At 50.7% G+C, this 13,798-nt stretch carries 14 protein-coding genes; 10 read left to right on the top strand and 4 right to left on the bottom strand.

Annotated features, from left to right (window positions below):
• A complete protein-coding gene (locus VA597_RS03630; protein WP_128741703.1) occupies positions 1-378 on the bottom strand; it encodes a BlaI/MecI/CopY family transcriptional regulator in 378 nt (125 codons plus the stop codon).
• A 230-nt stretch (positions 379-608) separates the two neighbouring features.
• On the opposite strand from VA597_RS03630, the gene VA597_RS03625 reads away from it, so the two are divergent.
• The 10 genes from VA597_RS03625 to VA597_RS03580 all read left to right on the top strand — a co-directional run bounded on the left by VA597_RS03625 (position 609) and on the right by VA597_RS03580 (position 10,331).
• A complete protein-coding gene (locus VA597_RS03625) occupies positions 609-1,604 on the top strand; it encodes an SIS domain-containing protein (protein ID WP_128741702.1) in 996 nt (331 codons plus the stop codon).
• A gap of 26 nt (positions 1,605-1,630) precedes the next feature.
• A complete protein-coding gene (locus VA597_RS03620) occupies positions 1,631-2,368 on the top strand; it encodes a GntR family transcriptional regulator (protein WP_326975196.1) in 738 nt (245 codons plus the stop codon).
• A complete protein-coding gene (locus VA597_RS03615) occupies positions 2,368-3,207 on the top strand; it encodes a sugar phosphate isomerase/epimerase family protein (protein ID WP_326975195.1) in 840 nt (279 codons plus the stop codon). Before VA597_RS03620 ends, VA597_RS03615 begins: the two co-directional genes overlap by 1 nt.
• 161 nt (positions 3,208-3,368) lie before the next feature.
• Complete coding sequence (locus VA597_RS03610; protein WP_326975194.1) at positions 3,369-4,304, top strand: PfkB family carbohydrate kinase; 936 nt, start codon at positions 3,369-3,371, stop codon at positions 4,302-4,304.
• A 45-nt stretch (positions 4,305-4,349) separates the two neighbouring features.
• On the top strand, positions 4,350-5,705 hold the full coding sequence (locus VA597_RS03605) for an ABC transporter substrate-binding protein (RefSeq protein ID WP_128741698.1): 1,356 nt from the start codon (positions 4,350-4,352) through the stop codon (positions 5,703-5,705).
• A gap of 164 nt (positions 5,706-5,869) precedes the next feature.
• Entirely contained in the window at positions 5,870-6,742 is an 873-nt protein-coding gene (locus VA597_RS03600; RefSeq protein ID WP_128741697.1) for a carbohydrate ABC transporter permease, read from the top strand.
• A gap of 16 nt (positions 6,743-6,758) precedes the next feature.
• Positions 6,759-7,592 carry a carbohydrate ABC transporter permease gene (locus tag VA597_RS03595; protein WP_243112606.1) on the top strand — a complete coding sequence of 278 codons (834 nt, stop codon included), beginning with the start codon at positions 6,759-6,761 and terminating at the stop codon, positions 7,590-7,592.
• Positions 7,593-7,597: 5 nt separating this feature from the next.
• The gene (locus VA597_RS03590; protein ID WP_164918954.1) at positions 7,598-8,269 is read left to right on the top strand and encodes an HAD family hydrolase; all 672 of its coding nucleotides are present in this window, start codon (positions 7,598-7,600) and stop codon (positions 8,267-8,269) included.
• 103 nt (positions 8,270-8,372) lie between these two features.
• Positions 8,373-9,338, top strand: coding sequence for an SIS domain-containing protein (locus tag VA597_RS03585; protein ID WP_326975193.1), 966 nt, complete (start codon positions 8,373-8,375; stop codon positions 9,336-9,338).
• Positions 9,339-9,443: 105 nt separating this feature from the next.
• Complete coding sequence (locus VA597_RS03580) at positions 9,444-10,331, top strand: YitT family protein (RefSeq protein ID WP_128741694.1); 888 nt, start codon at positions 9,444-9,446, stop codon at positions 10,329-10,331.
• A 243-nt stretch (positions 10,332-10,574) separates the two neighbouring features.
• On the opposite strand, the gene VA597_RS03575 is transcribed toward VA597_RS03580, so the two are convergent.
• From VA597_RS03575 to VA597_RS03565, 3 genes are all read right to left on the bottom strand, one after another.
• Complete coding sequence (locus VA597_RS03575) at positions 10,575-11,369, bottom strand: ABC transporter ATP-binding protein (protein ID WP_326975192.1); 795 nt, start codon at positions 11,367-11,369, stop codon at positions 10,575-10,577.
• Positions 11,362-12,315, bottom strand: coding sequence for an ABC transporter permease (locus VA597_RS03570; RefSeq protein ID WP_442861470.1), 954 nt, complete (start codon positions 12,313-12,315; stop codon positions 11,362-11,364). The genes VA597_RS03575 and VA597_RS03570 overlap by 8 nt, the downstream gene beginning before the upstream one ends.
• A gap of 90 nt (positions 12,316-12,405) precedes the next feature.
• Positions 12,406-13,440 carry an ABC transporter substrate-binding protein gene (locus tag VA597_RS03565; protein WP_128741692.1) on the bottom strand — a complete coding sequence of 345 codons (1,035 nt, stop codon included), beginning with the start codon at positions 13,438-13,440 and terminating at the stop codon, positions 12,406-12,408.
• Between the last annotated feature and the right edge of the window lie 358 nt (positions 13,441-13,798).

Genomic DNA, 13,798 nt, shown 5'->3' with positions numbered 1-13,798 from the left:
TCAGTTCCTCCGTTCTTTCACCCACTTCAGCAGCTCCTCAACATCGCTGTTGCTGAGCCTCTTCCCTTCATACAGGGTATTGACCAGGTTGAGAAACGAATTTTCATGATATAGCTTCATGAAATTGCCCGTTTCAAATTCCAGATAGTCCTCTTTCGCCACCATCGGAAAATAGGTCCGTTCCTTGCCGTTTTTTTCCGTCCTCAGAAAGCTTTTTTTGACCAGCCGGTTCATCAGCGAGATAACGGTCGGAACTTTCCACCCCCGCTCGTTGCCCAGCCGCTCCATAACCATATTGGTCGTGATGGGCGGCTCGTTCGCCCAAACCACCTTCATGATCTCGAACTCTGTGTCCGGCAGCCTTTTCAGCTGATTCATGGCATTGATCTCCTTTTTAGACAATTGTCTATATCTGTATTCTATGCTTGTCCAACGCGGAAGTCAAGGATTCCGGGAATATTTTCGCAATAATAGGAGCGGATCTTTTCCCAGCCTTCACGAAAGGCGGAAATCGTTCCCATTCAGTTTTTAATCCGGCGCCCTATTGAAAGTCATGTAATGTCATGATATAATATATTACAATTATATAACATTACAGGAGGGGCAATATGATCAATTTCGATGAGGCAAAAGTGTTGCAGGACCATAAAAATGGAATCGAACTGATTCCACAGACCGAGGAGATTGTGGACCGGATCTGTAAAAGAGGATATTCCAACATCTTCTATATCGGGATCGGCGGGACCGTGCTGTATGCCGGACAGATGATGCATATCGTAAAAGAGCTTGGGGCCACGGTTCCGTTTTACCTGGAGAACGCCGCTGACTTCTGCCTGGAAGGAAACCCTTTTCTGAACAAAGATTCCGTGGTGGTGATCGAATCTGTCTCCGGGGATACAAAAGAAATTGTAGAGGCCATGGAAAAAGTCCACAAAATCGGGGCGGAAATTATCGGATATATTGAGAAAAAAGATTCTATCCTATTTAAAATGTGTGATAATGTTATTAATACAACCGGGGCCGCTTATTACTTCTGGTACACCGTGACGCTCCGTTTTCTCAAGAATGCCGGACAGTTTGACGCATATGACAATTTTTTCTCCGAGATTGTGAATATGCCTGAGAACGCCGTTCAGATCTACAAGGATGCGGATGAGGACGCAAAGGCATACGCCGAGAAATATTGCGATGAACCGCTTACATACCTGATCGGTTCCGGAAACCTTGAGGATTGGGCCACCTGCCACGGAATGTGTATTATGGAGGAAATGCAGTGGATGCGCACAAGGCCGGTATCGGCGGCTAATTTCTTTCATGGAACGCTGGAAGTGATTGAAAGAGATATTCCGGTCATTCTGATCAAGGGTGAAGACAAGACCCGTCCCGAGATGGACCGCGTCGAGAGCTTTGTGAACCAAATCAGCGCGAAAGTGATTGTATTTGACACGAAGAAATTCAAATTAAACGGAATCCGCGACGAGTTTCGGTGGATTCTGGCGCCGATCGTGATGCGCTCCGCATTCCAGAGAGTAAACGTGCATCTGGAACACTGCAGAAGACATCCGCTCGGAATCAGAAGATACTACCGGAGACTGGATTACTGATTCCCGAAAAGAAAAAAGGAGAAAGTATGGGGGAACTGATAAGAGAGAACGGCACACCGCTTTATCTGCAGCTGGCAGACGAACTGAGAGGGCAGATTGAAGAAGGAATCCTGAAGGAGAATGAGAAGATCCTTACGGAAAAGGAGCTGAGCGCGAAGTACGACGTCAGCAGGATCACCGTGAGGAAAGCGCTGGAAATTCTTTCGGATGAAGATCTGCTCACCAGAAAGCAGGGAATGGGCACGTTCGTGACCGGCAAGAAACTGGTCAGGAGCCTGAATACGCTTATGAGTTTTTCCCAAAACTGCATTCAAAACGGAGAGAAGCCGGGAACAAAATTTCTGTCCGCGGATATCGTCAATGCGATGCCCAACGATGTGAAATTCCTGAGCCTCCAAAAAGGCGAAAAAGTCATACGGATCCGCCGGCTGCGCTACTGCAACGACGTGCCGGTCATGCTGGAGGAAAACCATTTCCCGAGAAAGTTTGCCTTCCTCCTTTCGGAGGACCTGAACCAGCCGCTGTTCAGCACGCTTGCGGCGCATCATGTTATCATGAAAACCGGAACCAAAAAAATAGGGATCTGTTACGCGAGGAAGGAAGAGGCACAGGAATTGGGCGTAAAGGAAAACGAGGCCCTTCTTTATATGAGGGATACCTGCTCCGATACCGAGGGAAGCCCCGTCTATTACGGCAAGAATATCATTAACGCCGACCGCTACACCTATATCCTGCAACTGAATGTGGACGAGGATGAAAAATAATGAACAAAATCAGGCGAGAACAGATTTCCGCCATGAATATCCAGTATAAGTATTATCCGCTGACACGTTTTTTGGATGACACGGTCCGTTCCGGCCTGTCCTGCATCGAGCTGTGGGGCGCGGCTCCGCATTTCCATCCGGAGGACATGACCTACCGCGATGTCAAAAACGTCAGAAAAGAAATCGAAAGCCGCGCGTTAAAGCTGGTCTGTTATACCCCGGAACAGTGTGTATATCCCATCAACCTGGCGGCGCCGTATGAAGCGGAGCGCCGGCGGAGCCTTAAATTCTTTGAAGACGCGATCCGCGTCGCGGCGGAGCTGGGAAGCGACAAGGTGCTCGTCACTTCCGGGACCGGCTATTTTGACGGAAGCGACCTGGAAAACGCCTGGAAATACGCCGAAGAAAATCTCTCCATGCTGGGAGAAATGGCGAAAGACTACGGCCTCAGGCTGGCGCTTGAGGTGCTCCGGCACGACGAGAGCAATCTGGTCTACGACCTTAAAACACTCAGCAAAATGCTTTCCGAAATCAATATGGATTCCGTGTGCGGGATGGTCGACACCATTCCGATGGCCCTGGCGGGAGAAACGCCCGCCATGTACCTTCAGGCGCTTGGCAAAAAACTTTTACATATCCATTTTATTGACGGCGCGCCCAGAGGGCATCTGGCCTGGGGCGACGGAATTCTGGATGGGAAGAAGTATCTGTCCGAACTGGAGGAATACGGCTACGAAGGATATCTCTCCCTCGAAATTACCGACGGGAGGTATTATATGGAGCCCTGGAAGTCCATAGAACAAAGTGTGCGGCAGCTTTTTCCTTTAATTTCAAAGTAGCCCTCAGGCAATATCCAACAAAAATTCCATGTACAAGCTTAACAAATTAACAATTTTTCTTCCGGCGGTTGAATAGCTATTGTCAATTTATTATATATATGATATAACAATATAAAATGAATTAGCAATACATTATAATATGTCATAAGGAAGTTTCTACTATGATCAGAACTTTGGGGATCGGTGATAACGTCTGCGATAAATATCTTCATATCTCAACCATCTATCCGGGCGGCAACGCCCTGAACGTGGCGGTATTCAGCAGAATGTTCGGCGCACAGGCAGCATACCTCGGGACCTTCGGGGACGACATGGTCGGAAAGCATGTCTACGAGACCGCGGCGGAAATCGGCCTTGATCTTTCGCACTGCCGCTTCGAGCATGGAAACAACGGCTGTGCCCGCGTCCAGCTGGTTAACGGGGACCGCGTATTCCTGACGGGCAATCATGGCGGAATCTCCAGAGAGAAGCCTCCGGCGCTGACGGAGATGGACGAGGAGTACATCAGCGGATTCGATCTGGTCCATACGAGCGTGTACAGCTATCTGGAGCCTCAGCTGCCGGCGATCCGGAGGGCGGCGAAGTTCGTATCCATGGATTTTTCCAATCGGACGGACGACAACTACCTGCGCGGCTGCTGTCCCTATATCGACTGCGCGGAGATTTCCTGCGGCGATCAGGATGAAGCCGGGATCCGGGCTGCAATGAAAAAAATCATGGATTTCGGATGCGGACATATCGTCATCGCAACACGGGGTTCGAAAGGCGCGTTTGTTCAGGTCGACGGCAATTTCTATGAGCAGTCCCCCCTCCTGGTCAAGGCCAGGGATACCATGGGGGCCGGAGATGCCTTTATCGCATGTTTCCTGACAAATTATATCGATGGAATCAAAGATGCTGTTGATTTCGGCCCGGATTCCGGAAACCGGGGAATCACGACCGCCGCAGAATATAAGGATTGTCTGATACGCTTAAGCCTTTACAGGGCTTCGGTTTTTTCTTCCGCTCAATGTCAGAGAGACGGTTCCTTCGGATTCGGAAAACAGATCGATTTGACGGAAGAAGATAGAAAGGTCATGAAAAAGGAGAGCGTGTGAGAATAAAGGGATATTCAAAGTAAGGACCCGAAAGGAGAGGTAAGTATGAAAAAAGGGATACTGAAAAAAGCAGTCGGATTAACCATGGCCTGTATTATGGCAATTTCCTTTGCCGCATGCGGCGGAAGCTCTGGCTCCGGAACCGCATCGGCCGGCGGAAGCTCGGCGGCAAGCACGGCTTCCACGGGCGGAAAAAAAGTGATCAAGTTCTTCCATCGTTTCCCGGACGAGCCCTACAACAGTTTCATTGAAGGCAAGCTTCACGAGTATGAAGCGTCTCATCCCGACATCAAGTTCGAGATCTCAAGCGCGCAGAACCAGGATTACAAGGAAAAGATCAAAGTCGTCGTGGGTGGCGATGACACGCCGGATATCTTCTTCAGCTGGGCGGGTGATTTCACGGAGAGATTTATTCGTGAAAAACTGATCCTGGATCTGACGCCTTATCTGGATAAAGACGCGGAGTGGAAGAATTCACTGCTTGCGAACCAAATGAGTATCTATACGAATAAAGACGGTATGGTGTACGGCATTCCGTTCCGTCTTGACTGCAAGCTCTTCTTCTACAATACGGAGCTCTTTTCGAAGAACGGGGTCGAAGCTCCGAAGACTTTCGACGATCTGCTCGCTGCCTGCGCGAAGCTGAAGACGGCCGGCGTAACGCCGATCGCATACGGCAATTCCGAGCCATGGGCGGGTCTCCACTACATTGGAACCTTGAACCAGATTTTCGTTCCGGACGAGATCAGAGCGAAGGACTATGAGCCTGCATCCGGTAAATTCACGGACCCCGGCTATGTCCAGGCCATGCAGTATTACCAGAAGCTCCTTCCATACATGACGGAGAATCCGGACGGCGTAAAGCCGGATATGGCAAGATCCATGTTCGCTATGGGTCAGGCGGCCATCTATTACGGAGAGCTGATTGAAATTCCGTATATCAAGACCGACGGCCCGGATCTGAAATTCGGCATGTTCAAATTCCCGCAGATCGCCGGCGCAAAGGGCAACCAGGATATTCTGACGGGCGCCCCCGAAGGATTCGTCATCTCTTCAAAAACCAAGTACCCGGACGAGTGCGTGGAATTCTTAAAGTGGTTCCTCGGGAAAGACGTAGGCACCGAGCAATGCCAGAAGATCGGCTGGTTCAACGCTGCGAAGGACACGACGAACGGACTGAAGGATCAGTCTTTGATCGATGGCTATCAGGTCGTAAGCGAAGCGAAAGACATGAGCGAGTGGCTCGACAATGCGCTGTACTCCACCGTATCCGAAGAGTACCAGGAGGAAGTATCCAACCTTTCAAACGGTTCCGTCACACCGGAAAACGCGTTGAAAAAGATCCAGGATAAGGCGAAAGAAGCGCAGAAACTGGTTCAGACCGGAAGCTCAAGCCAGTAAACACAAGTTTCCGGCGTATGTCTCTGGAATGCCCGGTATTCCCGGCGTGAAGTATGTGTCATTAAAATAAAACGAAAAACAGCTGTAACCCCCTGATATAAAGCAACTGCGGGCAGGCTTCCTCAAGGAGACCTGCCCGTATTTCAAAAAAGCAGGTGAAGAATTTGAAAACAAGGAAATATGTCCCATATCTCTACATGTTTCCCGGACTCATCATGGTTCTGTTCTTTGTCTATATCCCGGTTCTCATGAATATAGGATACAGCTTTTTCCGGCTTTCCTCCTATTCCGCCGGGGCGACCTTTGTCGGTCTGGACAATTACCGGAGATTTTTTACAGACGATACCTTTCCCGTCATGCTTAAAAACAACGGGCTGTACTGCATCATTTCCCTGATCGTTCAGGTCGGGTTCGGAACGGTCATGGCGCTGATCCTGGAAGGCTCCGCGATCGGGAAAAAAATGAGAGGCATTTTCCGCAATATTTATTTTATGCCGTCGCTTATCTCGCTGGTGGCGGTAGGCCTGATGTTTACGTTTATCTACGAGCCCAACGTCGGCTTCATAAATTCTCTGCTGAAAGCAATGCACTTGCCCGGGAAAGCATGGCTGGGTGATTCCAAGCTTGCGATTTACTGCATCATCGCCATGAGCCAGTGGCAGTTTACAGGATATATCACCCTGCTGATGGCCGTCGCTTTTCAAAACGTCCCGGAGGATTACGCCGAAGCGGCCGCGATCGACGGGGCGGGTCCGGTGAGAAGAGCGGTCAGCATCCTGATCCCCCAGGCCAAGGAACAGCTTTTGGTATGCTCCATCATTACGGTTATCGGCGCGTTTAAGCTGTACACGGAAGTTTACTCCACAACGAGCGGCGGGCCCGGAAACAGTTCCCAGGTTCTCGGACTGTTCCTGTATCAGCAGGCTTTCCTGCATGACGACCTCGGAATGGCCGCCGTGACCGGCGTATTCATCTTTGTGATCACAGTCGTGCTTTCCGTGCTGCAGTTAAAAGTAACGAGATCGGGAAAGGACTGAAGGTGGCAAAAGAGATATGAAAACTATGAATCATCATTTCACATCCAAAGTTCTTCTCAATCTGCTTTGCATCCTCCTGTGCGTCGTGATCTTTGCTCCTCTTTTCTGGATCATTCTGAACTCCTTGAAAACCAATCAGGAACTATTCAAGAACTCCCTTTCCCTGCCGCAGGTATGGAGATTCGACAATTATGCCAAAGCGTGGAAGCTGGGCCTGTACAAATATTTCGGCAACTCGGTCCTGGTAAGCTCGATCTCGCTCTGCGCAATCCTCATTTTCTCTTCACTTCTCGCTTACGGACTCACAAGGTTCAAAGCCAAAGGAGTCGGAATCATCTTCATCATCGTGCTCGGCGGAATGGCGCTTTCCGAGCAGGTGGCGCTGGTTCCGCTGTATAAAATGCTGAAAGCGCTGCAAATCTACGATACCTATTTTGCGGTCATTTTGCCGTATATCGCATTCCGGATTCCATTCACCGTGTTCCTGATGCGCGCTTATTTCATATCGATCCCGGCCGAATTGGAAGAGGCGGCGATTGTGGACGGGTACAACAGCTTCCAGATATTCACAAAGATCATCGTTCCGATCAGCAAGCCGATCTTTGCCTCCTGCGCCATCGTAAACCTGAATTTCGTATGGAATGAATTCCTCTTTGCGAATGTATTCCTGAACAATAAGGCAATACAGACGATCCCAATCGGCCTGATGACATTTAGAGGAGACCTGAAAATCGACTACACGACGACGCTGGCCGGCCTGATTATCGCATCGCTGCCGTTAATCATCCTGTTCTTTTGCATGTCGAAGCAATTCGTACGCGGGCTTACCGCCGGAGCGGTGAAAGGCTGATGAGGATGAAGGCGGTAATTTTCGATATGGACGGCGTGATTGTGGATACGGAGCCTGTGAATCAGCAGCGCATTCTTCAATATGTCCGGAAATTCAATTCTTCGGCAAAAGAGGAGGATTTGAACGATATCGTAGGGAGAGGGACGAAAGAGGTCTGGGATATCGTTGCGAAGGTATCCGGATCCGGGAAAAGCGCGGAAGAAATGAAAGAAGAGTACCGCCTCCAGTGGATCCCCCGCCACTGTGAAAACATCGACTATCTGAAGCTCTTCAGGCCGGCTGTCAGGGACGTGCTTTCCTATGCCCGGACAAACGGCATCAGAACGGCGGTGGCCTCTTCAACGGAATATAAAAAAGTGAAAGCGATCCTTACGGAAGTGGGGATCTTTGACAGCCTGGATGTGGTCGTCAGCGGCGAGGACTGCATCAGGCCGAAGCCGTATCCGGACGTCTATCTTGAGACGGCCAAAAGGCTGAGGGTAGCTCCGGAAGAATGCCTGGTCATTGAGGATTCCACCGTCGGAATAGAAGCCGCAAACCAGGCGGGGACAAGGGTAGCGGCGCTGATCGACCACCGGTTTCCGTTCGACCGCAGAAAAGCGGACGTTGAGATCGCCTCTGTCGCGGACGCGATTCCGCTGATGAGCAAAGAGCGGAAAGAAAAAAGCGCGCAGTAATGTTTGACATGTGCCATCAATTGTATTATAATAGTTATAACAAAATAATACCATTGTTGCGTCTGCCGGGCGGGTAGACCACAAAATACTGAGAGGGATAAAAATGGAAGCAAAAAAAATTATTTCGGAAATTAAAAAAGAGGCCCCGGACATCAAGTCCGTGTATTATGTGGGTTGCGGCGCATCGAAAGCGGAGCTCTATCCCGGGAAATACTTTCTTGAGGAAAACTCAAAAGCGCTTCGCATCGGTCATTTTACGGCCAATGAATTTGTACACGCAACACCGGCCGCCGTGGACAGTACCGCTATTGTAATCACCTGTTCCCTCGGCGGAAACACGCCGGAGACCGTAGCCGCGTCCAGGCTGGCGATGGAAAAGGGCGCTAAAGTCATAGCGGTTACCCACAAGGCGGATTCACCCCTCGCGAAGAACGCGGATTATGTGATCGTGCATGGTTTTGAAAAGAGCTACGCGGCAAAACTGGAAAAGATGGTAAATGTGCTCGATCTCTCCGTGGAAATCTTAAATCAGTATGAGGGATATGAACATTACGAGGATATGCAGACGGCTTTCGGCAAGATCTATGGCATGATCGAAAACGCCGTTTCCTTTGTTGTCCCCGCCGCAAAGAAGTTCGCGGAAGATTACAAGGACGCCCCGGTCGTATATGTGATGAGCTCGGGCGCGACACAGTGCGTGGCATATACGTTCTCTCTGTGCCTGATGATGGAAATGCAGTGGATCAACTCCGGCTGTTTCCACGACGGAGAATTTTTCCACGGCCCGTTCGAAATCGTGGATAAGGACGTTCCTTTCATCCTGCTGATGAACGAAGGCCGCACGCGCGCCCTGGACGCACGCGCCATGGAATTTCTTCTCCGCTTTCAGGCCAAGGCGACTATCGTGGACGGGAAGGATTTCGGAGTGGGATCTCTTCCGCCGTCCGTAGCGGAGTATTTTAACCCCATGGTGCTGAGCGCCGTGATGAGAGTATATGCGGAACAGATCGCGATTGCCCGCAGCCATCCGCTGACCATGAGAAGATACATGTGGAAACTGGAATACTAATCCTTGTTTTTTCTATACAAGCAGAGAATTTAAAGGCCTAAAATCTTGCCGTGAGGAAGACGGATATCTCTAAATAAATATTTGGAAAAGGCTGACATAAAAAACATGAAAAAAGCAGCGCAAAACAAGGAATGGTTACATATGCTGTATGTCTTAGCCGGCGTAGCCTTGTTTTCCGCGGCTTACAGGTTCTTTTTAGTTCCCGCAGGACTCTACAGCGGGGGCTTTACCGGAATCGCGCAGATAATCAAGTGGGTGATCTCCGATATGTGCGGGATTCCCGTGCCCGCAAATATCGATATCGTGGGCATTATCGTCTGGCTGATGAATATTCCGCTGGTATTCATGGGCCTGAGCGTGGTGGGACGCAAATTCATTATTCGCACGATCATCGCCGTGTGCGTTCAGTCCTTCCTGATGACGGTGCTTCCGTCTCCGCCGGCGCCTCTGTTTTCAGACGCCCTGCTAAACAGCGTGATCGGCGGGGCCATCTCCGGCTATGGCGTGGGCCTGTCGCTCAGGGAAGGTGGTTCCGGAGGCGGGACGGATGTGGTGGGAATGGTCTGCTCCAAGAAGTATCCTGGTTTCAGCGTTGGAAAGATCGGTCTCATCATAAACATCTGTGTCTATCTCTTCGCGGCTGTGAAGCTCAATCTGGAGACAGCCGCTTATTCGCTTGTATTCTCATTCATCGCGGCTGTCGTCATGGATAAAGTGCACGACCAAAACATCAAGCTTACGGTGTTCATCATATCCAAAAGTCCGGAGCTCGGCAAAAAGCTGATAGATTTTACGGGCAGAGGAATGACCAGCTGGAGCGGCTGGGGAGAATTTACCCGGCAGGGACAGCTGGTTCATATGATGGTCATCAACAAATACGAATGGCAGTTTCTGAAAAGATTCCTTCTTCAGGAAGATCCGAAGGTTTTCGCTTTTGTTGTTTCTCCGAACATGATCCTTGGAAAGTTTGAAAGGCGTCTCGAAGTACGGTAGAAAAGGATCAGATCATACACCTTCACATCACATGCCGGTAAACTGAGTCAAGTAAAAAAGGCCCTTTCCCAAAACGCTGGTTAAGCCAGTCATTTGGGAAAGGGTCTTTTTTATCGGTCCAAAATATCCGCAATCCGTTTGCTGGCTTGTCCATCCCCATATGGATTGGGTATAATTTGCTTTCGACTGTTGTTTTTGATGCATCAGCTGCCGTGTTTCCCGTTACCAGTGTTCCATGCACCGTTATGACAAAAGGACTTCGTCCGTCTCTTCCTGCACACCGGCAATCTCCGCAAATTTTTGGAGCAGATCGGCCTTTTTCAGCTTCTTTTTCTCCTCTCCGGAAATATCAAGGATAATTTTTCCCGCATTCATCATCAGCAGCCGATTTCCGTGACGGATGGCATCCGTCATATTGTGGGTGATCATCATAGCCGTTAAATTGTTTTCCGCGACAAACTGATCGGAAAGCTCCAGTACTTTCGCGGCAGTCGCGGGATCCAGCGCCGCAGTGTGCTCATCGAGGAGCAAAAGCCTCGGCTTTTGCAGCGTAGCCATCAGCAGCGTGAGAGCCTGTCGCTGGCCGCCGGAAAGCAGTCCTACTTTGGCGGTCATGTGTTCCTCCAGCCCAAGCCCGAGTTTTTTCAGCGCTTCGTGATATTGTTCGCGCTGGGATCTGGTGACTCCCCACCGCAATGCGCGCCTGCTGCCGCGGCGAAAAGCCAAAGCCAGATTTTCCTCGATTTCCATATTGGCGGCCGTCCCCATCATCGGGTCCTGAAAAACCCGGCCAATGTACGGCGCGCGCTTATATTCCGGCAGGCCGGTCACGTCCGCGCCGCCAATGGAAATGGTCCCTTCGTCCACGGGCCAGACCCCTGCGATGGCGTTCAGCAAAGTGGATTTCCCCGCGCCGTTGCCCCCGATCACGGTGACAAAATCCCCTTCGTCCAGATGGAGATCAACTCCGCAGAGAGCTGTTTTTTCATTGACCGTGCCAATGTTGAATGTTTTGCAGACCTTACATAACTCAAGCATTTTTCCGCGCTCCCCTCCTGCCGGCAAGGGCAAAAGAATTTTTCGACTTTGCCCTGAGATACGGGACAGCCAAAAAAATCGCCACAATCACGGCCGTAAGCAGTTTGAGCAGGTCCGTCGGCATTTTCAGCCACATGACAAGGCCGATGACCAGATAGTAAACGACTCCGCCGAACACGACAAAAATCAGGCGGTAAGCGAAATTCATGTGTTTGCCGAGAAGCGCGTCCCCCAGGACCTCCCCGATAATGACGGCGGCCAGCCCGATGACGATGGACCCCTGCCCCATTTTGATGTCAGCGAATCCCTGATACTGTGCCAGGAGTCCGCCGGAAAGCCCGACCAGCCCGTTGGATAAGCTGATTGCAAGCACTTTCATAAAATCAATATTGATTCCCTGCGCCTTTGCCATCTGAGGGTTGCTGCCGGTGGCCCGGATGGCGCTTCCCTGCTCTGTGCCGAAATACCAGTACAGGACGCAGATCAAAACCGCCGCGAAAACAAGCGCTGTGACAATGGAGCTTTCAACATTCCGCAGTGTCACGATCAACGGATATTTATCCACGTTTACCGCCTTGTTTGCGCCGCTCAGGACAACCAGGTTCACCGACCAGAGCGAAATCTGAGTCAGAATCCCCGCGAGGATGTCCGGAATTCCCAGAACGGTGTTGAGCAGGCCGGTGACAAGCCCCGCGGCAAACCCCGCGGCCACAGCGGCGGCGAGAGCCAGCGGAACCGGCAGGTCCGCAAGAATCAGAACGACCGCCACGGCGCCGCCTGTTGCAAAGGTGCCGTCCACCGTCAGATCCGCGAAATTCAGCAGCCGGAACGTGATGAATACCCCCAGAGCCATGATCCCCCAAATAATGCCCTGCGCGACATTGCCCGGAACGGCTGTGAGAAAATTCATGGGGTCGAGAGAGGAGAGATAGGCCATTGGTTCCATAGCGTTTTCCTTTCTTTGTGCCGAGAAATCAAAAGGGCAAAGCGGTGCCTCCGTTCGGAGACACCGCAGACTTCAATTCGCGTAAACTCGTCAGGACGCTTTCTGGATCGCCTGGTAGCCGCTGGGGGGAGTAATCCCCATCTCCTTGCAGATATCGGGGTTATACTCTTTTGTGAATTTGGGAGCGTACTTTACTTTCATCGTGGAAGGATCCGCACCGTTGACAAGAATGTCATAGGCCATCTCACCCGTCGTGTACCCCAAATCATAATAGCTGATGGAAAGCGTCGCGATACCGCAGCCGGAGCAGATGCCCTCCTCTCCGGCAATCACCGGGATTTTCGCAGGAAGGCAGACGTTTTTGATGATTCCGGTATTTGAAGCGACGGTGTTGTCCGTGGGAAGATACAGCACGTCGCTTTCGGAAGCCGCCGTCTTGGTGACGGACTGCACATCGTTAGAGTCGGAGAAGGTATATTCTTTGCAGGTATACCCCATCTTTGAAAGCTCTTCCGTAATCACCTTGGCCTGATACTTGGAGTTCGGCTCCGCGGAGCAGTAAAGGATGCCGACTTTTTTAGCCTTTGGAAAAAGCTCATTCAACATTTTCGCCTGCTGGTCGAGAGGAGCCAGATCGGAGGTACCGGAGACATTCTTTCCGCTCGCGCCGGTCCAGTTGTCAATGCCGAGGGCAGTGCCGTAATCGGTGACAGAAGTGCCGAGGATCGGAATTTTGCTTGTCGCCGTCTGGGCAGCCTGAAGGGCCGGCGTGGCATTTGCCATAATAAGGTCTACATTGGAAGAAACGAACTGATTGCTGATAACGGCACAGGTAGCCGTGTCCCCGGACGCATTCTGCACATCGAAGGTGACTTTGCTTCCCAGCTTGTCGGTCAGTGCCTGCTGAAAGCCCTTTGTTGCCGCGTCAAGGGCAGGATGCTGCACCAGCTGGCAGATTCCAACGGTATAGCTTTTTGCTTCCGACTGCTTGGATGCGGCCGGCGCGGATCCATCGGAAGCCGCCGGCGACGAGTCCGCTTTGGAAGAATTTGGAGCGCCTCCGCACGCCGTCAGCGACAGCGCCATCACTGCGGCCAACAGGAATGCCGGAATTCTCTTTCTCATGTTATCCCTCTTTCTTGTCAATCCATTTAAATATAAAAACAGTGGCCTGCCTTTTTAAGACAAGCCACTGTTTCTCTGAAAATATAGAAGAGACTATCGTCCCGTAATGGCATGCCTATTATGTTTTGCAAAAGTAAAAAAGTAATAATAGGCATAATAAAATCGGCCCGCCTTTGTGCGAACATCGTCAGCGATAACTTTGGAGGAAAAATTGCCGCGCATTTTCGGGGGCCTCCTTTTTAGTTTTAGATTACATATAATATAGCACTTTAAATTGTTAAATTCAATTGTTGAAACATCCAATTATCCTCAGTCAATTGCGTCTTATTTTTAAGAAACCGACAAATTCCACCCGCCG

It is taken from the genome of Caproicibacter sp. BJN0012, assembly GCF_035986805.1.
Taxonomy (GTDB): domain Bacteria; phylum Bacillota; class Clostridia; order Oscillospirales; family Acutalibacteraceae; genus Caproicibacter.
The sequence above is the reverse complement of the archived record's forward strand: the minus strand, read 5'-3'. Positions and strand labels throughout refer to the sequence as shown.